Below are 25,689 nucleotides of genomic sequence, written 5' to 3' on the forward strand. Positions count from 1 at the left end.
CCTCAAGCCAAATTCACAACAGCCGACTCGCGTCCGGCCTGCTGCGCTGAATGTTGAAACCACGCCAGCTGCTGATGCAGGTTAACCACTTCCCCGATCACTAGCAGGGCTGGCGTTGGCGCGCGTTGCGCGAGTCCTTCTAATTCTTCCAGCGTGCCGGTCAGCACTTGCTGATCCTGACGCGTTCCACGGCCAATCACCGCGACCGGCGTGTGGGCATCGCGGCCATGGGCAATCAGCTGCGCCGAGATCTCAGCGGCTTTCACCGTACCCATATAAATCGCCAGCGTTTGACGGGCACGTGCCAGCGATGGCCAGTCCATGCCTTCGCCATCGGCGCGGCAATGACCGGTAATAAACAGTACGCTCTGAGCGTGGTCGCGGTGCGTTAGCGGAATACCGGCATAGGCGGTTGCGCCTGCGGCAGCGGTGACGCCGGGTACGACCTGGAAAGGAATGCCGGCCTCAACCGCTGCCTGCAATTCTTCGCCGCCGCGACCAAAGATAAAGGGATCGCCGCCTTTCAGCCGCACCACGCGTTTGCCCTTTTTCGCCAGCTCCACCAGCAGACGGTTGGTCTCGTGTTGGGGAACGGTGTGCGCATTAGCCCGCTTGCCTACGCAGATGCGGTCGGCATCCCGGCGTACTAAATCAAGAATTTCGTCGCTGACCAGATGGTCATAGAGCACCACGTCCGCCTGCTGCATCACCTGAAGGCCGCGCAAGGTCAGCAGGCCAGCATCGCCCGGGCCTGCGCCCACCAGGATGATTTCACCCTGATTCGACTGGGTGTCAGTCAGCTGGCGATCCAGCGTCTGTTCGGCGCCCTGAACGTTGCCCGCAGCGACCTGGCTGGCAAACAGTCCGTTAAACGCGGTTTCCCAAAAACGGCGACGCTCGGACATCTTGCTAAAGCGGTCTTTCACCTTGCCTCGCCAGCGACCGGCGATTTCTGCCATCTGTCCCAGATTAGCGGGTAACAGCGCTTCAAGTTTCTCACGCAGCAGGCGGGCCAGAACCGGCGCGGTGCCGCTGGAAGAGATCGCCACCACCAGCGGCGAGCGATCCACAATCGATGGAAAAATGAAGGAGCATTTAGGCTGATCGTCCACCACGTTAGCCAGTAGCCGACGCTCGCTGGCGTCCTCGAAGACGCGGCTGTTGAGTTCACCGTCGTCGGTGGCGGCAATCACCAGGTAAACGCTGTCCAGCTGGCTGCTTTGGTATTCCTGAGCTATCCACTCTACCGCGCCGCTGTGGTGCAGGGACGACAGCTCTTCGCAAAGTTCCCGGGCAGCGATTTGCACGCGTGCGCCTGCGCGACGCAGCAGTTCGATTTTGCGCGCAGCGACATCACCGCCGCCCACAACCAGCACCGGTTTGTTTCGGATGTCTGCAAAAAGAGGGAGATAGTCCACGTCAGCCTTATCAAATAACAAAAAGTTAACGCGACTATACGGCCCCGGCTTAAGGCTTATGAAATTACTAATTGGAATGAGTAGTTCCCGAATGGAATAACGCCCTGGCAAAGCTAAGGACAAAATGTGCTTAACGGATGAAAAACCGGGGCTTTCAGAGAGAATGTAATTGTGCGCGCACGGTCACACTTTCATACTGTAACGGCAAAATATTTTCGCAAGATCGTCACAGGATGACGACTAAGGACGCAACATGTTTTCCCGACTCCGCCTGAGCGCGCTGGCCGCGCTGCTCGCTTGCGGTGCGATTTTCCCTCTTCAGGCGGCCACTAACGCCTGTGGCCATCTTGCCGAGCAGCAGTTGCGGCACATCGCGACCCGGTATCCGGGCCGTATGCCAGGTAGCCCAGCGGAGATGCTGAACGCAGACTACTTACAGCAACAGTTCCAGGCACTGGGCTACGACAGCAATAAACGAAATTTCACGCTTCACTATCAGTATAAATCACAGAATGGCCATCTGACGGACCATAACGCGACGGCGACCACGGTGATTGCCGCGCGGGCTGGCGAGGTGCCACAGCAGATTATTATCCTGACGCATGCCGATACGTATCTGCCGCAAAGCGACAGCGACAGGCAGCAGAATCTTGGCGGCCTGACGCTACAGGGCGTGGATGATAACGCTTCTGGCCTGGGCGTGATGCTGGAGCTGGCACAGCGCCTGAGTAAGGTTCCGCTGCATTACAGTTTGCGTTTTGTGGCGCTGAGCGGCGAGGAGCTGAATCAGCGCGGCGAGGAGGATTATCTCGCCCGTATGAAGCCAGAAGAGAAGAAAAATACGCTGCTGGTGATCAAACTCGACAGCCTGGTGGTTGGCGATAAGCTGTATTTCAACAGCGGCGTGAATACGCCCGAACCCGTGGCGCGGCAGACCCGAGATCGGGCGCTGGCCATCGCCCGCTCGGCCCGAATCGCCGTTTCTACGCGGGGTAAAGCAGTGAAAACCGAGCCTGCGGCAGATTTGTTTGATAAAGCGGGATTCCCGCTGTTGAGCGTGCGTGCCACTAACTGGGATCTGGGCAAACAGGATGGCAATCAGCAGCGAGCTATCAGCCACCACTTTCCGCAGGGTACCAGCCAACACCAGGCCGCTATTGATAATCTGACTTACCTTGATCGCTGGCTGCCTGGCCGTATTACCCAACGGATGCACAACAGCGTACGGATCCTGCTACCGTTGATTACCGAGCTGGTTAATCCTAAAACCCCGTCAAAGGAGTCTTAATGTATATCGTTACGCTTAGCTATACCCGCCCGATGGAGGACGTTGAAGCCGTTCTGGATGCGCATATTGCCTGGCTGGATACGTATTTTGACGCCGGCATTTTTATTACCGCGGGCCGTAAGGATCCGCGTACTGGCGGTGTGGTGCTGGTGCGGGATATCGATCGGGATCGGCTGAATGCCATTCTGGCAGAAGATGCTTTCCAGGCCGTGGCGGAGTATGAAGTGACGAAGGTGAATGTGACGCGGGCGACCGATGAGTTTGCCGGGCTGGTGGGGATCTGAGTGGATGCCTGGGCGTTCGCTGTAAGCCGGTGGCTGGTGCTGAACACCGAAGCGCTCGCTGTAAGCCGGTGGCAGGTGCTGAACACCAAAGTGCTCGCTGTAAGCCGGTGGCTGGTGCTGAACACCAGGGCGTTCGCTGTAAGCCGGTGGCTGGTGCTGAACACCAAAGCGCTCACTGTAAGCCGGTGGCTGGTGCTGAACACCAAAGCGTTCGCTGTAAGCCGGTGACAGGCGCAAAGCCCTCTGGCCGTCCATAAAGACGCAAAAGACGTCGTCCATGACAGCTCGACCTGGGCCGTCCATGGCCCAGGACGCTTTATTCCCGGCCAGGGCGCTTTACGCTTTGAATTCAGGCGTCGTCGGTTATAAAAGGGCGGGATACTTTCCGCCCTTTTTACTACTCGTGCAGCCCGCACTCGCGCTTCAGGCCGAAGAAGCGGGTTTCTTCTTCCGCCATGCCCGGCTCCCACTTGCGTGTGGTGTGCGTGTCGCCTACCGACAAATAGCCCTGCTCCCACAGCGGGTGATAGCCCAGACCGTGTTCTTTAAGGTACTGGTACACCTGCTTGTTGTCCCAGTCGATAATGGGCAGCACTTTAAACACGCCGCGCTGTATAGCCAGCACCGGCAGGTTGGCACGGCTGCTGGACTGATCGCGGCGCAAACCAGCAAACCACGTCTGTCCATTCAGCGTTTCCAGTGCGCGGTTCATTGGCTCTACTTTGTTGATGTCGTTGTAGCGCTCAATGCCTTCCACGCCCTGCTCCCAAAGCTTACCGTAGCGCGCTTCCTGCCAGGCCGCGCTCTGTTCAGCGCGGAAGACTTTCAGGTTCAGGCCAAGCTTGTCGGTCAGCTCATCGATAAACTGATAGGTTTCAGGAAACAGATAGCCGGTATCGGTGAGGATCACCGGAATATCCGGTTTGATCTGGGAAACCAGATGCAGGCTTACCGCCGCCTGAATGCCAAAGCTGGAGGAGAGCACCGCTTCACCGGGCAGGTTTTCCAGCGCCCAGATCACGCGATCCTGAGCGGACAGCTTTTCCAGCTTAGTGTTAACTTCAGCGAGCGCCATTACGCGCTCCACTTTAGGCAAATCGTTCAGTGCTGCGAGATCGAGTACAGCCATTACACGCCTCCGTTATTGCCAGAAATCACGGGCCGGATCGAGAACCGGTTTCACCACGCCAGCGCGAATAGTGAAATCGCCAAAGCCTTCACCCGCTTCGCGCTCTGCCGACCAGCGGCCCAATAATTCATCAAGGGTAGCTAAAATTTCGTCTTCAGTAATGTTCTCGCGATACATGCGCGGGATACGCGTACCGATACGGTTGCCCCCCAAATGCAGGTTATAACGGCCCGGCGCCTTGCCCACCAGCCCAACTTCGGCCAGCAGCGCACGACCACAGCCGTTAGGACAGCCGGTCACGCGCAGCACGATGTGCTCATCGCCCACGCCGTGTGCATTCATCAAACCTTCTACGCGGGTAACGAATTCAGGCAGGAAACGTTCGGCTTCCGCCATTGCCAGCGGGCAGGTTGGAAACGCGACGCAGGCCATCGAATTTTCACGCTGCGCGGTCACGTTTTCCATCAGGCCATGATCGCGGGCAAGCCGCTCGATAGCCTGTTTCTGCGCTTCCGGAACGCCTGCAACGATCAGGTTTTGGTTCGCGGTCAGACGGAAATCGCCCTGATGGATTTTGGCGATCTCAGCCAGTCCGGTTTTCAGCGGGCGGCCAGGATAGTCGAGAATACGGCCGTTTTCGATAAACAGCGTCAGGTGCCATTTGTCGTCGATGCCTTTTACCCAGCCAAAGCGGTCGCCACGCGTGGTGAATTCATAAGGGCGGATTGGCTCGAACGTTATTCCAGCACGTCGTTCCACTTCCTGCTTAAAGGTTTCCACGCCCACGCGCTCCAGCGTGTATTTGGTTTTGGCATTTTTACGATCGGTACGGTTGCCCCAGTCGCGCTGGGTCGTCACTACCGCTTCCGCCACGTCGAGGATTTTTTCAACCGGCAGATAACCAAACTCGCTGGCGGTGCGCGCATAGGTCGCTTTGTTACCGTGATCGATAGATAGCCCGCCACCGACCAGCAGGTTAAAGCCAATCAGCTTGCCGTTTTCGGCAATGGCGATAAAGTTCAGGTCGTTGGCGTGCAGATCCACATCGTTATGCGGCGGCACTACCACGGTGGTTTTGAACTTACGCGGCAGATAAGTTTCGCCCAGAATCGGCTCTTTGTCGGTGGTCGCGACTTTTTCCTGATCCAGCCAGATTTCCGCGTAGGCACGAGTTTGCGGCAGCAGATGTTCGGAAAGTTTCTTCGCCCACTCGTACGCTTCCTGATGCAGTTCAGACTCTACCGGGTTAGAGCTGCACAGCACGTTACGGTTCACATCGTTGGCGGTGGCCAGTGCATCCAGGCCCACCTCATGCAGCATCTGGTGCGCAGGCTTCACGTTACCTTTCAGGATGCCGTGGAACTGGAACGTCTGACGGTTGGTCAGGCGAATGCTGCCGTAGAGCGTGTTGTCTTCGGCAAACTTATCAATGCCCAGCCACTGTTTCGGCGTCATGATCCCGCCAGGCAGACGGCAGCGCAGCATCATCGCGTGACGCGGCTCCAGCTTCTGCTCGGCACGCTCGGCACGGATATCGCGGTCGTCCTGCTGGTACATACCGTGGAAACGGATCAGCAGGAAGTTATCGCCGGTGAAGCCACCGGTCAGGCCGTCATGCAGATCTTCGGCAATGGTGCCGCGCAGATAGTTGCTCTCTTTTTTCAGGCGCTCGGCGTCAACCAGCTTGCCTTCAACCACCAGCGGTCCAGGATGTTTTTCGTCAGTCATTAGTAAACGTCTCGCTGATAACGGCGCTCAATGCGCAGCTCACTTAAAAATTCATCGGCGGTCTCTAAATCCATGCCACCGTGTTCTGATACGACTTCCAGTAATGCTTTTTCGACATCTTTTGCCATGCGGTTAGCATCGCCGCAAACATAAATGTGTGCGCCCTGCTCAATCCAGCGCCAGACTTCCTGCCCTTTTTCGCGGATTTTATCCTGCACGTAGACTTTATGCTGCTGGTCGCGGGACCAGGCCAGATCGATATGGGTCAGCAGGCCATCCTTCACGTAGCGCTGCCACTCAACCTGATACAGGAAATCTTCGGTAAAATGCGGATTGCCGAAGAACAGCCAGTTTTTACCTTCTGCCCCATCGTTATCGCGCTGCTGCATAAACGCGCGGAACGGCGCGATGCCGGTGCCCGGCCCAATCATGATGACCGGCGTTTCCGGGTTTGCCGGTAAACGGAAGTTATCATTGTGCTCGATGAACACGCGAATTTCGCCATCTTCTTCCAGGCGATCGGCCAGGAAGCTGGAAGCCCCGCCTGCGCGGGCACGTCCATCGATTTCATAGCGCACGGCACCCACGGTGATATGCACCTCGGATTCGCTTTCCGCCTGTGAAGAAGCGATGGAGTAAAGGCGCGGCGTCAGCGGACGCAGCAGCTCAAGCAGCTGTTCTGCTCTCAGCTCAACCGGTGCCTGGCGAACCATATCCACAATTGGCGTTGACTGCGCATACTGTTGCAGGCGGCTCTTATCGCTCACCAGCTCCAGCAGCTTCTCGTCGCGGCACAACGTGCCGTATTGCTCAACGATCTGCGTCGTATTCACCGTCAGTTCAAAATGTTTCTGCAAGGCTTCAGCCAGCGGCAGCGTCTGTCCGTGAACCTGAACGTCCTCATCGCCTTTCAGCCACAGCAGTTCAACCAGTTCCTGCACCAGCGCGGGATCGTTTTCATACCACACGCCGAGCGCGTCGCCAGGCTGATAGCGCAGGCCCGAATCGCCGAGATCGATTTCGATATGGCGCACATCTTTATCTGAGTTACGACCGGTAATTTTTTGGTTCACCGCAAAGCTGGCGGTCAGCGGCTCTTCTTTAGTATACGGGCTGCTGAAAACTTCGTTTACCGTGCCCGCCGCGGTAACAGCGGCAACGGCTGGCGATTCGCTCGGCACGCGTGCTTTCAGCACGTCAACGATTTGCTTGCGCCATTTTTCAGCGTCTGCGGCGAATTCAACGTCGGCATCGACGCGATCCAGCAGGCGTTCGCCGCCCATTTCCGCCAGCTTGCTGTCGAAGTCTTTACCGGCCTGGCTGAAGAATTCATAAGAGGTGTCGCCCAGACCAAAGACCGCGAAGGCGGTATTGTCCAGCTTCGGCGCTTTCTTCGACATCAGGTATTTGTGTAGCGCCACGGCTTCTTCCGGCGGCTCGCCTTCACCCTGCGTGGAGGTAATGACGACCAGCAATTTTTCCTGCGCAATCTGCTTAAATTTATAATCGCCGGCATTGACCAGGTTGACGTTCAGTTTGGCAGCCAGCAGGTCATCACGCAGCTGTTCGGCTACGCGACGGGCGTTACCGGTCTGGGAAGCAGACAGCAAAGTAATGGTTGGCGTGTCGACCGGTGCAGGCGCGCTAACGGCAGCGGTGCCCGGTGCCTGGTTGACCAGGCCCCAGAAATAGCCGGAAAGCCATGCCAGTTGCGTTGTGGAAAAATCACCGGTCGCCGCCTGCAAGCGGGCGAGTTGTTCCGGCTGAAGCGGAAGCAGAGAACCTGGAGGTGCCTGAGTCGTCATTGCGTTAAATGTTCCAGTAGGGATAGTCCGGGCCGTTAAGCCAGCAAGATGGGGTTAGGGTAACGACTGACATAATAACCCTTAAATAAGGGTTGGTAATATTAAATAACCAAAATGACTAAACGGTTTTACAAGTAAGACATAGTAGATAAACAGGTTAATTAATTTGCAATATATCAGTTAGTTAGGATCGGCACCTTTCTGTTACGCCGCGCCGGCACGGAATCCATGGGGAAACGGGTGCGAAAAAAGGCTTTTTCGGGTAGACTTCGCCCGTTTTCCCAGAATGAGACTGTGTTTATGGCTACCACGCTGTTTAAAGATTTCGTATTTGAGGCTGCTCACCATCTGCCTAACGTGCCTGCCGGGCACAAATGTGGGCGCCTGCATGGGCACTCTTTTTTGGTGCGGCTCGAAATTACCGGCGAAGTGGATGCGCATACCGGTTGGATTATCGATTTTGCCGAGTTGAAAGCGGCGTTTAAACCGATTTATGACCGCCTGGATCACTACTATCTGAACGAGATCCCGGGCCTTGAGAATCCCACCAGTGAAGTGCTGGCTAAATGGATTTGGGACCAGATGAAGCCGCAGCTGCCGCTGTTGAGCGCCGTGATGATTAAAGAAACCTGTACCGCAGGCTGCGTGTATAAAGGTTAACCTGTCGGGATCGGCCGCGGCCGATCCCGTTCCTTGTTTCTTTTCAGCTGGCAAAGTGCCCGGTTTCGTCGTTCATAAAACCTTTAATGGTTTTAAGCAGCTCATCTTTATCATCAGCCGTGGCGGCATTGTTTGTGCCCACGCAATGCTCTGCCCATATCGTATGCCATTGTTTAGCTTGTTTTATTGGTATGGCATAGACCCCTTCCGAATAGGTAATAAAATACATTTCTACTCTGCTGGTATTGGTTTCGCCGCGTTCTTTGATCCCCGCTTTGATTTTTTCGCACAGCTGATATTGCTTTAGCCACTTCTCCGTGACGTCAGCATTAGGCTGGAGATAATCGACCCGGCGTGAAATGATAATAAAAACCTTACGCTTATTGCGTCCTTTCATCATCACCGGTACGGAACGAACCAGCCCGGAAGAAATTTGCGTCCAGGATCCGGCCTGAGACATGTTTTCAACCTGAGCCAGCTCGCTTTTATCGTTGGTTAACTCAATCAGCCACGAAAAGGGGGCTGCCTGGCTTAAATCGTTATCAGGTAAAGCAGGATTATAACCGCCGGCATTTTCACACATCATTTGAAAAGGACGAAAGGTAGATAGAGTGCTGCGCGACCACAGCAGCGGATAGGTAATAACAGCGTTATTCGAAAACATATTGTTAAGCGTGGCCTGATAATCAATGGCATTATCATTAAATAACGAATTCCACTTATACTGCATTAAAACTACGTGTCTGGCCTTTGCTCTTTCACTGGCAATAATACGCTGCGAACGCTCGGAGAAAATATCATCATCGGGATAGTTTCCGTCGTGACAGGAGTACTCCCCCCTGCCCTCTTTAGAACCATATTTTTTATTCTTTGCACACCAGCGAGCAAGCACAAGCACATCATCCGTGGGAGGGTTAAAGTAGAGTCCCCCTACGTAGTAACGATAAAAATCAAAGCGTCCTCTGTCCATAGTGTACATAAACTGATTAAATGTAGCAGTGCTCTGATTATTAATACTTTTATCACCCCAAAAGGTATAATCAATATCGTAACCTTCATTGGGAACAAATAGCAGCGAACAGCCGACCCGCTGGCCTCCACGCTGGTTTTTACCGGGAAGTTTTACCGGCACGCCGATCGTGTAAGGCACCAGCGCTATTTTATTTTCCGGGTTATTTTTTAAGGCATATTCACTCACTTCGTTTACCACGCTTTTGAGGCTGGTGAATGACTGTCGTGACGCTGAATTCGTGAAATCAACCACAAGCACATAATCAGCCGGAACGGAACTGTATTTTTTAATCCTCACATTGCCGGATCCAATCGCCAGATTGCGCTCGAGCCCGCTCACCATTTTTGCAGTGAAAAGAATGGGCACTTTTATTACAGCGCTAATATCGTAACCGGTATAGCTAACGCTGTCCTGGTCAACCTCATGAAAGGCGCTGGCAATATCAATATGGCTAATCGCCAGCTTTTCAGGGAAGTAATAATCAATATAGTGAGTAATTATCTGCTTCGCGGTGGTTATCTCCTCCGGGCTCATCTCATATTTGCCTCCTGCCGCCACGGCCAGCGAGGCTTCCCCCACCGCCCTTGCCAGCCGCGCTTTTTGCGAAAGTGCCTGAGCGCCATCCAGGCCAAAGGCCATCATAGCGACTAATGCAGGCAGAATAATGGCGAAGGCAGGGGTTAAAGCGCCTTTCTGGCGGGTCATCCATTTTTTAAACAGAGAAATTACAGGCATGTCCGTATCTCCTGTGCCGCAGTGAATTTTTCAGCTCGCATCTTTCCTCCTTTCAGGCAAATCAAGGCGGGGATTTCCCCTGGCCGATATTTCCCTACCCAGGCCCCGCTTCCCGCCTTGATATAGTTAGCGGGCCCCAGAACGTAATTGCCTCGGGGATAAATATCGACGATGGTGACGGTAAGCCGGCTGCGGATTTGCTGGCTGTAAGCCAGCTGACGATTAATATCCTGTACTAAGGTTGTTTGCGTGAGAAAAGCCGAATTGATAAAAACGATCGCTTCAGTAGGTTGCCTCTCCGGCTGCTTTTTTCCTGCCGCCGTCTGATGCGACGCCAGTAAAAGCAGCGGCAGAATTTTGCAGATAGCGCTGAACATGGCGTCGTCCTATCGCGGCAGCGCCACGTTAGAAATAATAATACGCTCCGGTAACGCGCCGACGCCCTGGAGCAGTTTATGCAGGCTGTTTTCCGGCGTCGGCACGCTCAGCGTTACCTGGTAAAGCGGCATCCAGCGGCTGGCACTGCTCCAGGGTGAAAGTTCGGTCAGGGCTTCCAGCCGGGTGATGGGTTGAGTCCGACAGTTGGCCGCTCCGCTAAAAAATATCGTGCTTGCCGCCACGCTTTTTATCTTCTCGTCTTTAAAGACGATTTGTTCCACGGTCAGGCACAGCTGCTGCGCTCCCGTTTTGCCAAACATAACGCCCGCCAGTTTGGCCAGCTCGTCAAGCTGTACCTGTGTCACCGCTTCATCGGCATCATAAAGCCAGATTCTTTCTCGCAAAACCGAGGTTAATGAATAGTTTACGGCTTCGGCGCGGCTGCGCAATGTCAGGTAGAAACCGTAATCCGTGACGGCAATCACTAAGATGACGAGCAGAGAAAAAATAAAGGCAGCCTCTACGGCAACCACGGCGGAAGCGTCACCTGCGCGGGCAAACAGGCCTTTGCTCAGGCTACATATCTTTGAAATGGGCACTGGTTTCATATTCCTGTACAGAGATAATCTGGCGCGACAGCGAGTTTTTCAGGGCTGCGACAAGCGTACCTGCACCTGGGATGCCGGAAAGGATCAGCGGTTGGTAGCTGTAGCTCACCTGATAGACGGCCAGCTTTTTTAGATCAGAATCGGACGCGCTGCATTTATTCGCGGCGGCCTGCGCCACCGTGTCACAAAAAGTGACGCCAGTAGTCAGCAATGACGGGTCGATAAATCCGGCCCAAAAGCCGTTGTCGGTAGTGATCGTTTTTCTGAACAGCGCGTTGTAATCCGTCTGGCTTGCCGACCGGGAAGCGCTGGTGCGTGACGCCGATGAAAGCATAAAATCGATCGCGGAAGAGATAAACATATAGCGGCTTATCTCAAAAATAAAAAAAACCATAAACAGGAAAATAACAATCACGAAGGAGAATTCCACAGCGACGATACCTTTTTCTTCCTCCAGTATGTTAACCAGCGGCAAGCGCGTATATTTTCTGTTGTTCATAACAATCCCTGTGCTCTTTAAATAGCCTCTGCTGCGTTATAAAGTCGAAAGGTTACTTTCAATTTCAAATAATGAAGAAACCAGCGTATCCGGATATTTGGATAAATTCTCACGCTTAATGATTTCTCTTGCATAGCGAAGATCGCCCGCTTTCACCAGCGCAAAGACCAGATTGTGAGTTAAGTGATTATCCCGATAGCCACGTAAATAAACCGGCAGCAGCAGTTCTATTGCCTGCGAGTAACGCCTGTCGGCAATATGAATCAGCGCAATATTATTCACCACTTTCTCTTCAGAATAGAACGCGTTGCGGGCCTGTTCGAAAGCATGTAGGGCACCCGGCAGCTCGCCGCGCTGAGCCTGAATAATACCGCGCAAATTCAGTCCTTCGCCGTTGGCAGGTTCTTTCTGCAACAGCAGATTGACGAAATTCAGCGCATTATCATATTTCTGCTGAGCCACCAGGTTTTTGCTTTGCAGCAGATAGACCCGTGCCGACGGATTATTTTTCAGCGAGACCACCAGGTAATGCAGCGAAGCGTCGTAATTCCCTGCCAGATAAGCGTACTCCGCAAGCCTGAGCCGTACCTCCGGATTTTCCTTTTTCTGCAGCGACCGGCGATTCAGATCGATCAGGCTTTGGTAGTTTTTGGTTTTAAGCAGAATGCGTTCTTTATCGGCAAGCTGACGGTTGTCGACGCTGCTTTGCCCGTCATGGCGGTAATCTCCTGACGTGCAGCCTGACAAACAAATCAGCAGCATCAGGTAACATGCCTGCGCCTTTCGTTGTTTACACATTGGCCATCATCCTCATTACGCCCGGTGCGCCAACCACCACAATCACCGGAAACATAAAAAACAGGATCAGCGGCACGCTCATTTTTGCGCCCAGCTTGCCGATTTTTTCTTCCAGCGTGAGGAGCTGGATTTCACGAATTTCCCTTGAAAGAATAATCAGTTGTTCGTAGAGCGAGGCGCCATACTGCAAGCTTTGCATCAGCATCGCACAGAGCATGCGGTTCTCCGGCGACGGAATTTCGATATAGAACTGACGCAGGGCATCGCTCAGGCCGCTGACCTCGGTACGTTTTACCAGCCGGGCCAGAAACGGCGTAAAGTCAGGATTGATCCCGGCCATTTTTTGACTGAGAAAGGTAAAAGCTACTTCAAGGCTCATCCCACACTGAACGCACACGGCCAGCAAATCAACCATCCACGGGATCTCGCCGCTGAGCTTCTTAACGCGTTGATTAACCATCAGGCTGCGCAACCTGCCGGGAAGAATAATCGCGATAATCAGCATGACCATCAGGGTGGCAATCAGGCCCGTTCGCCCTATTTCTATATTAAAAATCGCGTTAATAATAAAAAATAGCGTTAACAGCACCAGCAACAAGCCCAGCTTATAAATAATATTACCGTCAAGAATGCGGAAATAGCTCAGCGTCCTGTTTTGCTTTTCCAGCACCATTTCTGCTTCATGATGCATTTTAAGCTGTTGAACATTTTTAACGGCCGACGCTTTGCTCATAATTTCCATCATCAGGGTTAACCGCTTCATCCTTCGCTGGCGTAAAATAAAGTGAACCAGTATCGCCAGCGACAACACAATCAATACGCCCATCATGATTTGCATTTTATACTCCACGCATTAAAAAACGGATAACGGCGATACCCAGAATCTCGCTGCCCAGCAGATAATAGAGAATATAATTCCCCTTCTGGTCGTACAGCACAAAGTCAAAATTTTCCGGGCTGATAAACTTAAGCAGAATAAGAAAGACAAAAGGGATCGCCCCGGTGATTTTGGCCGACATGCGCATTTCAGAGGTCATCGTCAGCATCTTTTTTTCCGTCGCCACGCTGGAAGCAATCGCCCGTTGCAGTTTGGCCAGCACCTCTTTCAGACGGCCGCCGCTGCTGATATTGAGTAACACAGCCACAATGAAAAAGTAATATTGTCGATAGGGATAGCGTTTCCAGGAGTCGTTAAACACCTGCTCGGGACTTTCACCTAAATTAAGACGCCGGCTAACCCTACCAAATTCTGCGCCCAGCGGTGTGCTGCTGGTAAAGGAGTAGTCCTGCATGGCCTGCGCAAAGGTTCGTCCCGCTGAAACAGCGCCGCCAATAGAGGTTAAAGCCTCCATAAAATTCTCGTTAAACTGCTTTTGTTTCTTTTTTGCCAGCATCGCGTGCCAGACGGTAAAAACGATCGGAATTGTCGGCGTCAGCAACCATGACGCAGGCAGATTAATGTAGAGCATATTCACCAGGCCTGTGGCCAGGCAGATCATCGTCGGTATTAACACGTTGCGCAGAAAGGCCGGTTTATTATGCGGTTCCAGTACGCTGCAATAGCGGGCGACTTTTTGCGTTATCAGCCGGCCTGCCTGCCGCCAAAATGCGTCACGACGCTGGGGGGATGACTGGCCCAGCAACAGCTGAAGTGAGCGCTTTCGTTGTCCACGAAACAGCATGGCATGGCGGGTAAGCTTTCTGCGCTGAACCAACAGCAGCAGGCATAGCAGACCAAAGACGATGACGACGATAAACAGAGTACGCATCGTTTCAGCTAAAAATGGTGTTGAGATAGCCTTCGCACGCGTGCTCCCGGGCTTTACGATAAACCACCGAGCGCGTTGATAATCCCGCGCTAACAAATGTGCCTTTCACCCGTGCTCCTTCTGCCGCCGGTTCGACTTCACAGGTAAAAATATCCTGCAAAACGATCGTTTCGCCCTCCATGCCCATAATCTCGCTGATATGGGTGATTTTTCGCGAACCGTCATACAGGCGAGAGACCTGAACAATCAGATTCACCGCCGAACAGATATTGCGGCGGATCGATTCAATGGGCAGGCTGAGGTTAGCCATCATGACCATATTTTCCATACGTGCCAGCGCGTCTCGCGGGGAGTTAGCGTGCAGCGTGGTCATTGAGCCGTCGTGCCCGGTGTTCATCGCCTGCAGCATCTCAAAGGTTTCGCCGCCGCGACACTCGCCAACGATAATGCGGTCGGGACGCATACGCAGCGTGTTGATCATCAGATCCCGCATGGTGACCTGGCCGCTGTTTTCCACGCCGGCCATCCGCGTTTCCAGGCGAACCACATGGGGCTGCTGCAATTTAAGCTCTGCCGCATCTTCCAGCGTGATGACACGTTCATCCTCATTGATGTAGAGGGAAAGCGCGTTCAGCAGCGTGGTTTTACCGGAGCCGGTCCCGCCAGAGATCACGATATTGACCTGACATTTAGCGGCAATGGAGAGAAAGTTAGCCATGCGCTCGTCCATGGCACCCCAGGCGACCAAATCGGCAAAGGTACGCGACACCTTGCTAAATTTACGAATGGAAATTGCGGTACCATCCAGCGCCACAGGATTGATCACCACATTAAGTCGACTGCCGTCGCTCATGCGGGCATCAACCAGCGGCTGCGAATCATCAATGCGACGCCCTACCCGGCTAACCAGTCTTTTGGCGATTTCGGTAAGCTGCGCGTTATCGATAAAGCGCCTGGTGGTTTTAACCAGCTTGCCGCCCGTTTCGATAAAAATATTGTCCGGCCCGTTAACCAGGATATCGCTGATGCTGTTGTCCTCCATCAGCTCACGCAGCGGCCCAACCCCGGTGATTTCATCTGCCATGGCGCCCGCCAGCGTCTGCATCACTTCAGAAGGCAGATAGCGGTTGGTTTCAATACTCACCTGCTGGATCATCTGTGCAATTTCATTTACCAGCGCCGGCCGGTCGTCCATCAGCCGCTCGACAGTGTCCAGGTCGAGAAGCGGCAATACGGTCGTACGCATTGTCCGCACTAATTCATCATACTGCGTATTCATTCCTTAACTCCTTTTGCCGGCGAGCTTGAGAAGCTGCTTTAGCGCCGAACTGGGCGGTAGCTTTTCCGTGCTGCCCAGCGTCAAATTGGTTAGCCGTTGCAGCAGTTTTTTATGTTTACCGTTGAAACTGAGCGCCATAGCGGGATCGCCCGCGTTTTTAATAAACGGGATTGCCACATCCACTGACTGACCAATAAGATTTCCCGCCTCCGGCGGATTAATCATGCCGTTTTGTGTGGGCTGGCTCTGATTAAAACAGAGGATAATTCTTTTCGTGCGATTGCCGCTTTTTTTCAGGTGTTGGTTATATTCGATCACTTTTTTGGCAGTGCGTATCGATGCCAGATCAAAATGAAAAACCAGTATAATGCTGTGGCAGTTGTGCAAGGCGCGTTCAATTTCACTGTTGTCTGCGTTATAAATCGTATGATCGAACACCACGAAATCGTAAGCATCGTATAAAGGCTGATTAAAATTCCAGGCATGTTCGCTTTGCTCCGCCAGGGCAAAAAGATTTTCCTGAATTTTAATGACGTCGCTGGCGATCTCTTTCCTGGCGATCAGATCCAGATTTCGGGTGCCGCCCTGTCCCTGAACTAAAAGCAAAGAGACGTTACGCTGTTGAACCAGATTTTGTGCAAGCTGGAAACTCAACGACGAGTTTCCTACACCGCCTTTACAGCTGAGCAAGGCGATTTTTAATGACGATTTGCTCCTGCTCACCTGCTCGCCGGGGTTATCCAGGATCTTACCCAACGACTTTATTTCGTCAGGATGGAAATAAATATAATGAATCCCCTGTGACTGATATTTTCCGGCCAGCAACAATGAATCGCTGTTGCCGATGGCAATGCAGAGCGTCTCTTTAGAAAGGAACAGGCTGATTTTTTCAACGAAGCTGTCGCCTTGATCGGAAGAACCGATATCAAAGATAAAATGGCTGATGCTTCCGGCTAAATTTTGCGGGTCAAACTGCTCCAGGGTAACCTGATGGACGCTAAGCTCCCCCAGATTACGCACGTTCAGCTGGTCGCAGACGCTGCTGATGACTTCCTGGCGGGGAGAGATCACCACGACCAGCGAGAACAGATCCCGTTTTTTTTCCCTGGTACCCGGAAAGAGCAACATAGCCACCTGCCTTTTTATGGATTAAAAAACCACTTTGTTGTTATCAATTAAGGAAGCGTGCAAATTATTTTCTAAAGCACAGCCGAACTTATCCGTGTCTCGGTAACTGTAAAACTGATATTGATAATCACAGCTGTAGGGCTGTCGGGCGAAAACAATATTCACGCCGATTAATGTTGCTGAAGATTTGTCGCTGTATTTACTCTCTTTTTGCAGGCGAACGTCGCCAGGCACTACGCCGGCGCGGACCAGATTCTCTTTTAACGCTTTTGCCAGGTCGTCCATATCATTACGCTGCCAGCTAATCAGGATCTGGCCGCTGATGTATTGATAGCTCTCCAGTATTTGCGCGACCACTATTTCCCGATCGATCGGATTGCGGCTATTAAGCTTAAACTGATAATACTCACTGGCAGCAGTAGGTAATGAAAAAAGAGCCGCGACGAAAAAGAGTGCTATCCTCAACATAGATAATCCTTTCTATTGAATAAAACCGCTTTGTTCCATAAACATTCGAACTTCGCGTCGCGATCTTTCCTTTTGTAATACATTCACGTTAAAAAAACGCTCCAGCAGGCTGCTGCGATTTACCGACGGATAGAGCACGTTGCGGGGAGATATTGGCCTGACCAGATTCACGGTGGCCACCATAATTAATTCTGTCCGTTCCTTCGTTGACGAGGTATTGCGAAACAGTGCTCCAAGAATGGGGACATCACCAATAAAAGGCACTTTTGATAACGATTCTCTTTCTGTTTCACTCAATAAACCGCCCAACACGAAACTTTCACCATCGGCAAGTTCAATGGTCGTTCTGGCTTTTCGCGATTTCAGTATGGGGATTGAAAGAATCTCACCATTAACCAGGCTCACCTCTTGTCCCAGCGTTAACCTGACCTTCTGGCTGCTTTCAACCTTTGCAGCAACAAACATTTTAATGCCGAACTCTTTATAGGTGACTTCGGTACCGTTTTGAGAACGGGTAATAACAGGTACTTCCCCGCCAACCAAAAAATCCGCCGTCTCGCCAGACAGCACCGAAAGATTCGGCTCGGCAAGTACCCGCGCCAGGGCTTCATTTCCCACCGCATGGATGGCCGTTACCAGGCTACTGGCATCAAACTTAAACTGGTTCAGCACGAAATCGCCAATTTGCGTGGCAGCGCTCCAGTCAATACCCAGACTGTCGGAATAGGTTTTATTGATCTCCACCAGGGTGATTTTTACATTGACCTGGTTCGCCAGCGGCAGCGTAAGATGGTTTTGTAATTTTCTGAAGCTGACATAATCCATGTGCTTTAAATCGGCGACCGTTTTATCGTTGATCTCCAGCTGGGTTTTGGTCACTTCTCGCTCCAGCCCGAGCGATTCCCCGACCAGCTGATGGATTGCATCCCGACTTTCTTCGTCCGTCACGGTGCCGGAAAGAATATAGCCATCGCCCACTTTTCGTAGCTCAATGTTGCTGCCGGGAAAATGCTCCCGTACCGTCTGATTTAGCTGACCAATGAGCGGATCGACCATCACGCTGATGCTGCGGGTATGCCCGCCCTGTACCAGCAAAATCTCGCCGCGCCCGTTGCCCAAAGCGTATACCACCACTTCGCGATCGCTGATTACCTGATAATCCACGACCTCAGGACTTGAGGTGAAAACCGTATCAACGACGTCGTTCAGCTTGAGGGTTCTCGCCGCCCCCTTTTGCAGATAAATCGTTTCTGCACGGGCTTTACCGCCATACATTACGAATAGCAGCAGCAGAATAAACAGCCCCATGCCAGACGTTAATTTAGGTTTTTCCATTACCTCTGCCTGCCTCGTAGTTGAGTAACCAGCTCGGGGATTGCGCCCTGTTTATTTCCTGGTGAGGCGCTGGCGGGAAATAAAACGGTATCGCCCAGATGCCTGACCGCGTAAATTCGCGTCAGGTCGTCGCTACTAAGCTCAACATAGACCATAGTGCTGCTGCCGGTTTTTGCGGCTTCGCCTTCATTGCCGGCCATTTTTTCTGCCGAGAAAAATCGCTTCGGGCCTAACAACCAAACCATCTTGCTGGTTTTATTTATGATGCTTTTTCCCTTACCATCAATAAACTCAACACGCTTCGTTTCATCTTCTTGCTGGCGAATGAAATAGCGCAGGTAGACGTTTACCTCATCGCCTTTTTTTAATCGCGTCAGCAAAAAAAGATCGGCATTACGCACGGGCACAGGATAAATGTAGTGATCGCTTTTCAGCGACACCGTTTCTCTGGGAACATATTCAATATCTTTTCGCTTCAGCGCCTCGCCAGCCGCGATGTTATTAACGACCTGATAGCCTTCAAGGCTTTCCGGTAGCCCTGGCTCCGTGGGCGCCTCTTTTACCGGCAATCGAACCACCTGTTTGCTGTAGCTTTCCTTCGTCAGTGGCTCGCCTTTTATTAACGCCTTAGTGGCGGTGAAGGTCGTGACATCCGTCATCGCCTCAACCCGCTCTTCACCGGAAAATTTTAGGCCCACAATACCGACAACCAGCAGCAGCAGCGCCAAAATCACCAACAGCCGCTGATTCATAATGCTGACCTCGTCAAGACAACCGTTGCCGTATAGCCGCTAACAATGGCCACGCCGTATGGGACGCCACGTTGACCAGATGATTTAACATAGCGACCGATCACCGTGGCGAGCGCAACGGGTAAACCTGCCAGCGCCGTTAATAACAGCAGCAATATGACATCATCACTCCCCAGTGAAAGGGACAGGCCGGCCAGGAGTTTTACGTCTCCGGCACCGAGTACGCCGATAACGCTTAATAAGAAACCCGCCGTAAAAACCAGTAGCGCAGGAATAATAAAAATCCCGCCTGGCGTAAGGCAGCCAATCGCCAGCGATAAACAACTGATAAGTAGCGTGGTGGTATTTCTTATCTTCCGATAGCGGATATCACTGTAGCAAACATGGAAAAACAGAATTAAAAGGAGTAAATAAAGGCCGCACATCATTGCTGTTCCACCACGCCACGTTGGAAAATTACTAAGTATTTACTGTTAGTTAACCGTGCCTTTAACGTTATCACTAATAAGGTTGAATTTTGCTTTAAGCACGCCGATAAAAGAACTGTTATCATCCTTAAAAATCGCCATCAATAATCCGCTGATAGCGACAGCTATAACGGCATATTCAATGGCGGTAACGCCATCCTGTTTGCGTATGAAATCGTGCAGTTTATTACCTATAGTCTGCAATCCGTTGTAAATCATTACCGAACCGCTCAGTACGATACCGTTCATTTTACTGCTCCTTAGTGACCTGACCCGAAACCAATAGCGTCGATTAAACTGCACGCCACCGACAATGCTCATACTGCTTCTTTGAAACATGCAGCAATATGAACCAACCCGGCCGAAAATGTAAGCGACAGTCACTAACTATTTTTCTGACAGAATAAAGTAAATTACAGACAGCGTTGCCTGCACGGCGAGAATGTTCTTTCTGATCTGGCACCGATAGATATCTGAAAAGAAAATGCCTATAGTATTTATTTACCCGCGGGTAAGACGCTTGCTGACTCATTTATCAGCCATAGCAGGGCTGCGCGGCATTCATCTGTGGCCAATATCTTATACCGTAATACGCTAATCACTAACAGGGAGCTTTTATGATTGTAGTGGAAAAAATCAAGGACGTTCATATCAGAAGAACATTAGTGGAAAACGTTATTAGCATGATATTTCGCGGCATGATCAATGATGGCGATTATCTGCCGTCCATTCGAAATATGAGCGAGCGCTACCATATTTCTCGCAATAGCGTTGTTTCTGCTTATAAAGAACTGGAGAGTTTGGGATTTATTGAAGGCCGTGAAAGGCGCTGTTATCGCGTGGTCAGCAAGCGACAAATGCAACCTGAAAACCTTTCAGGCCGTCCGGCCAGTGGAAGTGAACAAATAAAAAATCCTGCATCTTTACCCGAGCCTGATCTTATGGCGTTAGCCAATCGTATTACTTTTAACAATAACGCCAGCCTGCCACTGCATTTTATGCGTAAATATTTTAATGATATCGCCATGGAGCCTGGCGGGAAGCGGCCAGATAACAACCAGCGGCTTAATCATAATCTGACCCGCTATGTGAAGATAACCCGAGGCTGTCTCATTGATACTGAAAACGCCCTGGTGATGCAAAGTCAGCAGCAAGCATTAATGCTGATTGCTCATTATGGAAAACAACAGGCTGCGCGACCGAGTATTGTTTTGGAAGACCCCGTCTCTCCCGCTGTGTTCCAGCTCTTTTCCGGCTTGGGTTATGAAATTATCAGGGTCAGCGTCGGTAAGGAGGGAATGGATACCGCATCGTTACCTGAACGTCACGTAGATTTTATTTATACTTCCCCAGCAAATCAGTTTCCGACGGGCGCAAAAATGAGCGTCGCTCATCGTAAGCGGCTCCTGCAATGGAGCCTGCGTAACAACGTGCTGGTGATAGAAGATGACGCCTGCTTTATGTTGGGATTTGGCGAGAATATCATTCCACCGCTTTGTGAATTTTATCCGGCAGCTAATATTATTTATCTCTATAGCCTGAATGAATTTATTGGTAACAGTATTAACCTTAGCCTGTTATCGCTGCCGCTTTCTCTGATTACCGCGTTTAAACAGCTTCATCCCCTGTTCACCAGCCCGGTTCCTGTGGCGATGTATCACCTCGTTAACAGTTTTTTGGAATCCCCCCACCTGCTTAAATATTTATCCGCCACGTTAAAAACCCGGCAGAATAGATATGAACTTGCCGTTAGCGGGCTGCGAAAAGTGGGTGGCGATATCGACTGTTGGGGATTGATGCACGCTGGTTATTTCAGCTTTTCCTGCGGCAATGCGCTTTTACCCGGGATGTTAAAAGCGCAGAATTTTATCCCTTTAACGCTGTTTTGCCATACCTCGCCGCTATGGCAAACCAACCGCTATATTTATGCAACAGGATCGCTTTCCACGGCTGATATTAAGGCAATTAATAAGAGGCTGGCATCACTTCAGAAAAGCAGGTTGATAGCAGAATTCGATGAGGAAGAATGAGGAAAGGTGAAAACTGAAATACCGGATCGGTAATTTCAGTTTTCACTCAGCAAACGTCAGGCGATATTGAGATATTTGTGCGTCTGCATGGAAAGACGCCAGTTACGCGCAATGCAGGTTTCAATGCACAGCTTTGTCGCTTCGTCTTTCTGGCTGATCGGCTGTAGCGCCACGATGCGGCTTTTGTCATCGTTAAGCGTTACCAGCAGCGCATCCAGCGCATCCACATCGCGCTGACGGGCAACCGGATGCTTCACCTCATCGGCACGCACCAGCGCCTGATTCAGCACGTCATAGCCACCGCGCATATTTACCTTTGGCGAAACCGTTACCCAGGTATCGTCACTGCACAGCACTGTGTGCGTGCCGCTGGTTTCGATCTGGCAGCTGAAACCGTGCTGCTCCAGCGTCTGCGTTAGCGGCGTCAGATCGTGGATACAAGGCTCACCACCGGTGATAACCACATGCTTTGCGGTCCAGCCATACTGGCTGATTACCGCCAGCAAAGCCTGTGCATCGGCCGCGCCCCAGGCATCGGTTTCCACTGTCTTGATAAGGATATCGCCGAGCGAAGTTTCCCGATCGGCCAGCTTATCCCAGGTGTGTTTGGTGTCACACCAGCTGCAGCCCACCGGGCATCCTTGCAGGCGGATAAAAATTGCAGGAACACCGGTATAAAACCCTTCGCCCTGCAACGTCTGGAACATCTCATTAATCGGGTACTGCATTACGCTCTCAACTGGCTGTGAAAATAAGGGCGCAGATTATGACAGATAGCGCCTTTTTAACCAAACCACATTGTGCCAGAAACAGAGAATGTTTTCCGCGGCTCAACGGGACATAAAAAAAGCCCCGTCCAAAGACGAGGCTTTCAGAAAATCCGCAGCCTGTATCGGCTGGGATTAGCAGGCTTACTGGCCTTTAACTTCTTTCAGGCCGTTGAATGGCGCACGGCTGCCCAGCGCTTCTTCAATACGGATAAGCTGGTTGTACTTAGCAACACGGTCAGAACGGCTCATAGAACCGGTTTTGATCTGGCCTGCGGCTGTACCTACCGCCAGGTCGGCGATAGTTGCATCTTCAGTTTCGCCTGAACGGTGAGAGATAACGGCGGTGTAGCCAGCATCTTTCGCCATTTTGATCGCAGCCAGAGTTTCGGTCAGAGAACCGATCTGGTTGAATTTGATCAGAATGGAGTTAGCGATACCTTTATCGATACCTTCTTTCAGGATTTTAGTGTTGGTCACGAACAGGTCGTCGCCCACCAGCTGAATTTTGTCGCCCAGCACTTTAGTCTGGTAAGCGAAGCCGTTCCAGTCAGACTCGTCCAGACCGTCTTCGATAGAAACGATTGGGTACTGTTTAGTCAGGTCTTCCAGGAAGTGGGTGAACTCTTCAGAGGTAAAGGCTTTGTTGCCTTCGCCAGCCAGCACGTATTTGCCGTCTTTGTAGAATTCAGAAGCCGCGCAGTCCATCGCCAGCGTGATGTCTTTGCCCAGCTCGTAGCCTGCTGCTTTTACCGCTTCAGCGATAACGGCCAGCGCTTCGGCGTTAGAGCCCAGGTTTGGCGCGTAGCCGCCTTCGTCACCTACAGCCGTGCCCATGCCTTTCGACTTCAGCACTTTTGCCAGGGTGTGGAACACTTCAGAACCCATACGGATGGCTTCTTTCAGGGTTTTTGCGCCCACTGGCTGGATCATGAATTCCTGGATGTCGACGTTGTTGTCGGCATGCTCGCCACCGTTGATGATGTTCATCATTGGCAGTGGCATAGAGAATTTACCTGGGGTGCCGTTCAGCTCAGCGATATGCTCGTACAGCGGCATGCCTTTTGCGGCGGCTGCTGCTTTCGCTGCTGCCAGAGAAACGGCCAGGATGGCGTTTGCGCCGAACTTGGATTTGTTCTCAGTACCGTCGAGGTCGATCATGACCTTGTCGATGTTTGCCTGGTCTTTTGCATCTTTACCGGTTACCGCGTCCGCGATTGGGCCGTTTACCGCAGCAACGGCTTTCGTCACGCCTTTACCCAGGAAACGAGATTTGTCACCGTCACGCAGTTCCAGCGCTTCACGGGAACCGGTAGAAGCGCCTGATGGAGCCGCTGCCATACCGACAAAACCGCCTTCCAGATGCACTTCTGCTTCAACGGTCGGGTTGCCACGAGAGTCGATGATTTCGCGACCGATGACTTTAACGATTTTGGACATTAGTTTTTCCTCAGTACAAGTTAACTTAAAACTCAGACAAACAACGCGCGAAAAGTTCGCGCGTCGTTATGAAAACACTTATTTTGCCAAACGCTTTTGATGCTCGCTGGCGGCTTTAACGAAGCCGGCAAACAGAGGATGACCGTCACGTGGTGTAGATGTAAATTCCGGATGGAACTGACAGGCGACATACCACGGATGCTCAGGAAGCTCGATGATCTCTACCAGCTGATCGTCGCCTGAACGGCCCGCTACACGCAATCCAGCCGCTTCAATCTGCTTCAACAGCATGTTGTTAACTTCGTAACGGTGGCGATGACGTTCAACGATGGTATCGGAGCCGTACAGCTGCTCGACCAGGCTGCCCGGCGTCAGCTGACACTGCTGGCTACCCAGACGCATCGTGCCGCCCAGATCGCTCTGCTCGGAACGCACTTCCACGTTGCCATCTTCATCACGCCATTCGGTAATCAGCGCCACAACCGGGTATTTACAGTCCGGCACAAATTCCGTTGAGTTCGCGTCCGCCATACCGGCGACGTTACGAGCAAACTCCATCAGCGCAACCTGCATGCCCAGGCAAATGCCGAGGTAAGGAATGTTGTTTTCGCGCGCATAACGCGCGGTCATCAACTTCCCTTCAACGCCACGGTAGCCGAAGCCGCCAGGAATAAGGATAGCATCCAGATCTTTCAGCAGCTCAACGCCACGGCTTTCGACATCCTGCGAGTCAATCAGCTTGATGTTCACGGTGACACGGTTTTTCAGGCCGCCGTGTTTCAACGCTTCAATCACTGATTTGTAGGCGTCCGGCAGTTCGACATATTTGCCGACCATACCGATAGTCACTTCGCCGCCCGGATTTGCTTCTTCATAAATGACCTGTTCCCATTCGGACAGGTTCGCTTCCGGCGCGTTCAGGTTGAAACGCTTACAAATATAATCATCCAGGCCTTGTGATTTCAACATGCCAGGGATTTTATAAATTGAATCAACATCTTTCAGGGAGATAACCGCTTTTTCCGGCACGTTACAGAACAGCGCGATCTTCGCACGTTCGTTTGCCGGAACCGCGCGATCCGAACGGCAGATCAGCACATCAGGCTGGATGCCGATAGAAAGCAGCTCTTTAACGGAATGCTGAGTGGGTTTGGTTTTGACTTCACCTGCCGCTGCCATATACGGCACCAGCGTCAGGTGCATATACATGGTGTGCTCGCGACCGACATCGACGGCCATCTGGCGAATGGCTTCAAGGAACGGCAGAGATTCGATATCGCCGACGGTGCCGCCGATTTCAACCAGCACCACATCATGGCCTTCACCGCCTTCGATGATGCGCTCTTTGATGGCGTTGGTAATGTGCGGGATTACCTGAATAGTCGCGCCCAGATAGTCGCCACGACGCTCTTTGCGCAGCACTTCCGAGTAGATACGACCCGTCGTGAAGTTATTACGACGGCTCATTTTGGTACGGATGAAGCGCTCGTAGTGGCCCAGATCCAGATCGGTTTCCGCGCCGTCATCGGTGACGAACACTTCGCCGTGTTGGGTAGGACTCATGGTACCCGGATCCACGTTGATGTACGGGTCCAGCTTCATGATGGTCACATTCAGACCACGTGCTTCAAGAATGGCGGCCAGGGAGGCTGCGGCAATGCCTTTACCCAGAGAGGATACGACCCCGCCGGTCACAAAAATATAGTTCGTTGTCATGCTGAACCTGAGAAAGTAGGTTTAAAGACGATGGAATAACCAAGACGGGAAAACAGTATACGGGAATCCCCTTCATGCCACAATTAATCGTTTCTGGTTATCTGCCAGCCATCGTGTTGACCGCCCCAACACTACCCGATTTTGTGACGGCTGAGATTGACGCAGGTCACACTTTTGTTGAATCGTGTCAGCGGGT

At 52.0% G+C, this 25,689-nt stretch carries 26 protein-coding genes; 5 read left to right on the top strand and 21 right to left on the bottom strand.

The window, feature by feature from the left end; all coding sequences use genetic code 11:
• Nucleotides 1-2: 2 nt before the first annotated feature.
• Nucleotides 3-1,418 (bottom strand): siroheme synthase CysG, encoded by a 1,416-nt coding sequence (gene cysG, locus AAGQ96_RS16890; RefSeq protein WP_342754106.1) that lies wholly within the window; start codon nucleotides 1,416-1,418, stop codon nucleotides 3-5.
• A 253-nt stretch (nucleotides 1,419-1,671) separates the two neighbouring features.
• Here cysG and AAGQ96_RS16895 point away from each other — a divergent pair, with 253 nt between their 5' ends.
• Genes AAGQ96_RS16895 through AAGQ96_RS16905 form a run of 3 tightly spaced genes read left to right on the top strand, consistent with a single transcriptional unit; the run spans nucleotide 1,672 to nucleotide 3,218 of the window.
• The gene (locus tag AAGQ96_RS16895) at nucleotides 1,672-2,706 is read left to right on the top strand and encodes an aminopeptidase (protein WP_342754107.1); all 1,035 of its coding nucleotides are present in this window, start codon (nucleotides 1,672-1,674) and stop codon (nucleotides 2,704-2,706) included.
• Nucleotides 2,706-2,990: a YciI family protein gene (locus AAGQ96_RS16900; RefSeq protein WP_342754108.1), complete on the top strand. Its 285-nt coding sequence runs from the start codon at nucleotides 2,706-2,708 to the stop codon at nucleotides 2,988-2,990. Before AAGQ96_RS16895 ends, AAGQ96_RS16900 begins: the two co-directional genes overlap by 1 nt.
• The gene (locus AAGQ96_RS16905; protein WP_342754109.1) at nucleotides 2,991-3,218 is read left to right on the top strand and encodes a hypothetical protein; all 228 of its coding nucleotides are present in this window, start codon (nucleotides 2,991-2,993) and stop codon (nucleotides 3,216-3,218) included.
• Nucleotides 3,219-3,387: 169 nt separating this feature from the next.
• Here AAGQ96_RS16905 and cysH read toward each other — a convergent pair whose 3' ends face one another.
• The 3 genes from cysH to cysJ are packed head-to-tail and all read right to left on the bottom strand — an operon-like array spanning nucleotide 3,388 to nucleotide 7,652.
• Nucleotides 3,388-4,119, bottom strand: coding sequence for a phosphoadenosine phosphosulfate reductase (gene cysH / locus AAGQ96_RS16910; RefSeq protein ID WP_147199567.1), 732 nt, complete (start codon nucleotides 4,117-4,119; stop codon nucleotides 3,388-3,390).
• Nucleotides 4,120-4,131: 12 nt separating this feature from the next.
• Nucleotides 4,132-5,847: an assimilatory sulfite reductase (NADPH) hemoprotein subunit gene (cysI, locus tag AAGQ96_RS16915; protein WP_147199569.1), complete on the bottom strand. Its 1,716-nt coding sequence runs from the start codon at nucleotides 5,845-5,847 to the stop codon at nucleotides 4,132-4,134.
• Complete coding sequence (gene cysJ, locus AAGQ96_RS16920) at nucleotides 5,847-7,652, bottom strand: NADPH-dependent assimilatory sulfite reductase flavoprotein subunit (protein ID WP_342754110.1); 1,806 nt, start codon at nucleotides 7,650-7,652, stop codon at nucleotides 5,847-5,849. Before cysJ ends, cysI begins: the two co-directional genes overlap by 1 nt.
• Before the next feature lie 300 nt (nucleotides 7,653-7,952).
• On the opposite strand from cysJ, the gene queD reads away from it, so the two are divergent.
• On the top strand, nucleotides 7,953-8,312 hold the full coding sequence (gene queD / locus AAGQ96_RS16925) for a 6-carboxytetrahydropterin synthase QueD (RefSeq protein ID WP_147199572.1): 360 nt from the start codon (nucleotides 7,953-7,955) through the stop codon (nucleotides 8,310-8,312).
• Nucleotides 8,313-8,355: 43 nt separating this feature from the next.
• On the opposite strand, the gene AAGQ96_RS16930 is transcribed toward queD, so the two are convergent.
• From AAGQ96_RS16930 to AAGQ96_RS16995, 14 genes are all read right to left on the bottom strand, one after another.
• On the bottom strand, nucleotides 8,356-9,963 hold the full coding sequence (locus AAGQ96_RS16930) for a hypothetical protein (RefSeq protein ID WP_342754111.1): 1,608 nt from the start codon (nucleotides 9,961-9,963) through the stop codon (nucleotides 8,356-8,358).
• An 86-nt stretch (nucleotides 9,964-10,049) separates the two neighbouring features.
• Nucleotides 10,050-10,436: a hypothetical protein gene (locus AAGQ96_RS16935; RefSeq protein WP_147199576.1), complete on the bottom strand. Its 387-nt coding sequence runs from the start codon at nucleotides 10,434-10,436 to the stop codon at nucleotides 10,050-10,052.
• 9 nt (nucleotides 10,437-10,445) lie between these two features.
• Entirely contained in the window at nucleotides 10,446-11,036 is a 591-nt protein-coding gene (gene tadF, locus AAGQ96_RS16940) for a tight adherence pilus pseudopilin TadF (protein WP_342754112.1), read from the bottom strand.
• The gene (locus AAGQ96_RS16945; protein ID WP_147199579.1) at nucleotides 11,014-11,544 is read right to left on the bottom strand and encodes a TadE family protein; all 531 of its coding nucleotides are present in this window, start codon (nucleotides 11,542-11,544) and stop codon (nucleotides 11,014-11,016) included. Before AAGQ96_RS16945 ends, tadF begins: the two co-directional genes overlap by 23 nt.
• A gap of 36 nt (nucleotides 11,545-11,580) precedes the next feature.
• Nucleotides 11,581-12,342: a tight adherance operon protein gene (locus AAGQ96_RS16950; RefSeq protein WP_147199580.1), complete on the bottom strand. Its 762-nt coding sequence runs from the start codon at nucleotides 12,340-12,342 to the stop codon at nucleotides 11,581-11,583.
• Nucleotides 12,335-13,180 carry a type II secretion system F family protein gene (locus AAGQ96_RS16955; RefSeq protein ID WP_147199581.1) on the bottom strand — a complete coding sequence of 282 codons (846 nt, stop codon included), beginning with the start codon at nucleotides 13,178-13,180 and terminating at the stop codon, nucleotides 12,335-12,337. The genes AAGQ96_RS16950 and AAGQ96_RS16955 overlap by 8 nt, the downstream gene beginning before the upstream one ends.
• A 1-nt stretch (nucleotide 13,181) precedes the next feature.
• On the bottom strand, nucleotides 13,182-14,111 hold the full coding sequence (locus AAGQ96_RS16960; RefSeq protein ID WP_342754113.1) for a type II secretion system F family protein: 930 nt from the start codon (nucleotides 14,109-14,111) through the stop codon (nucleotides 13,182-13,184).
• A 4-nt stretch (nucleotides 14,112-14,115) separates the two neighbouring features.
• Complete coding sequence (locus tag AAGQ96_RS16965; RefSeq protein ID WP_147199583.1) at nucleotides 14,116-15,390, bottom strand: CpaF family protein; 1,275 nt, start codon at nucleotides 15,388-15,390, stop codon at nucleotides 14,116-14,118.
• 3 nt (nucleotides 15,391-15,393) lie between these two features.
• Entirely contained in the window at nucleotides 15,394-16,518 is a 1,125-nt protein-coding gene (locus AAGQ96_RS16970; RefSeq protein WP_342754114.1) for a hypothetical protein, read from the bottom strand.
• 21 nt (nucleotides 16,519-16,539) lie between these two features.
• Nucleotides 16,540-16,986 (bottom strand): hypothetical protein, encoded by a 447-nt coding sequence (locus tag AAGQ96_RS16975; protein WP_147199585.1) that lies wholly within the window; start codon nucleotides 16,984-16,986, stop codon nucleotides 16,540-16,542.
• Nucleotides 16,987-16,998: 12 nt separating this feature from the next.
• Nucleotides 16,999-18,321, bottom strand: a complete 1,323-nt coding sequence (locus tag AAGQ96_RS16980; protein WP_342754115.1) for a pilus assembly protein N-terminal domain-containing protein — start codon at nucleotides 18,319-18,321, stop codon at nucleotides 16,999-17,001.
• On the bottom strand, nucleotides 18,321-19,073 hold the full coding sequence (locus tag AAGQ96_RS16985) for a hypothetical protein (protein WP_342754116.1): 753 nt from the start codon (nucleotides 19,071-19,073) through the stop codon (nucleotides 18,321-18,323). The genes AAGQ96_RS16980 and AAGQ96_RS16985 overlap by 1 nt, the downstream gene beginning before the upstream one ends.
• Nucleotides 19,070-19,501, bottom strand: coding sequence for an A24 family peptidase (locus tag AAGQ96_RS16990; RefSeq protein WP_147199588.1), 432 nt, complete (start codon nucleotides 19,499-19,501; stop codon nucleotides 19,070-19,072). Before AAGQ96_RS16990 ends, AAGQ96_RS16985 begins: the two co-directional genes overlap by 4 nt.
• A gap of 45 nt (nucleotides 19,502-19,546) precedes the next feature.
• Nucleotides 19,547-19,789, bottom strand: coding sequence for a Flp family type IVb pilin (locus AAGQ96_RS16995; RefSeq protein ID WP_342754117.1), 243 nt, complete (start codon nucleotides 19,787-19,789; stop codon nucleotides 19,547-19,549).
• A 368-nt stretch (nucleotides 19,790-20,157) separates the two neighbouring features.
• Between AAGQ96_RS16995 and AAGQ96_RS17000 the strand changes: the two genes are divergently transcribed.
• Nucleotides 20,158-21,570: a PLP-dependent aminotransferase family protein gene (locus AAGQ96_RS17000; RefSeq protein WP_342754118.1), complete on the top strand. Its 1,413-nt coding sequence runs from the start codon at nucleotides 20,158-20,160 to the stop codon at nucleotides 21,568-21,570.
• Nucleotides 21,571-21,626: 56 nt separating this feature from the next.
• Here AAGQ96_RS17000 and queE read toward each other — a convergent pair whose 3' ends face one another.
• The 3 genes from queE to pyrG form a co-directional block, all read right to left on the bottom strand.
• Nucleotides 21,627-22,298, bottom strand: a complete 672-nt coding sequence (gene queE / locus AAGQ96_RS17005; RefSeq protein ID WP_147199590.1) for a 7-carboxy-7-deazaguanine synthase QueE — start codon at nucleotides 22,296-22,298, stop codon at nucleotides 21,627-21,629.
• A 183-nt stretch (nucleotides 22,299-22,481) separates the two neighbouring features.
• The gene (gene eno, locus AAGQ96_RS17010; RefSeq protein WP_147199591.1) at nucleotides 22,482-23,777 is read right to left on the bottom strand and encodes a phosphopyruvate hydratase; all 1,296 of its coding nucleotides are present in this window, start codon (nucleotides 23,775-23,777) and stop codon (nucleotides 22,482-22,484) included.
• Nucleotides 23,778-23,855: 78 nt separating this feature from the next.
• Entirely contained in the window at nucleotides 23,856-25,493 is a 1,638-nt protein-coding gene (gene pyrG / locus AAGQ96_RS17015) for a CTP synthase (glutamine hydrolyzing) (protein WP_147199592.1), read from the bottom strand.
• Nucleotides 25,494-25,689 lie beyond the last annotated feature (196 nt).

The organism is Pantoea sp. MBD-2R, from assembly GCF_039134845.1.
In the GTDB taxonomy this organism is placed as follows: Bacteria; Pseudomonadota; Gammaproteobacteria; order Enterobacterales; family Enterobacteriaceae; genus Erwinia.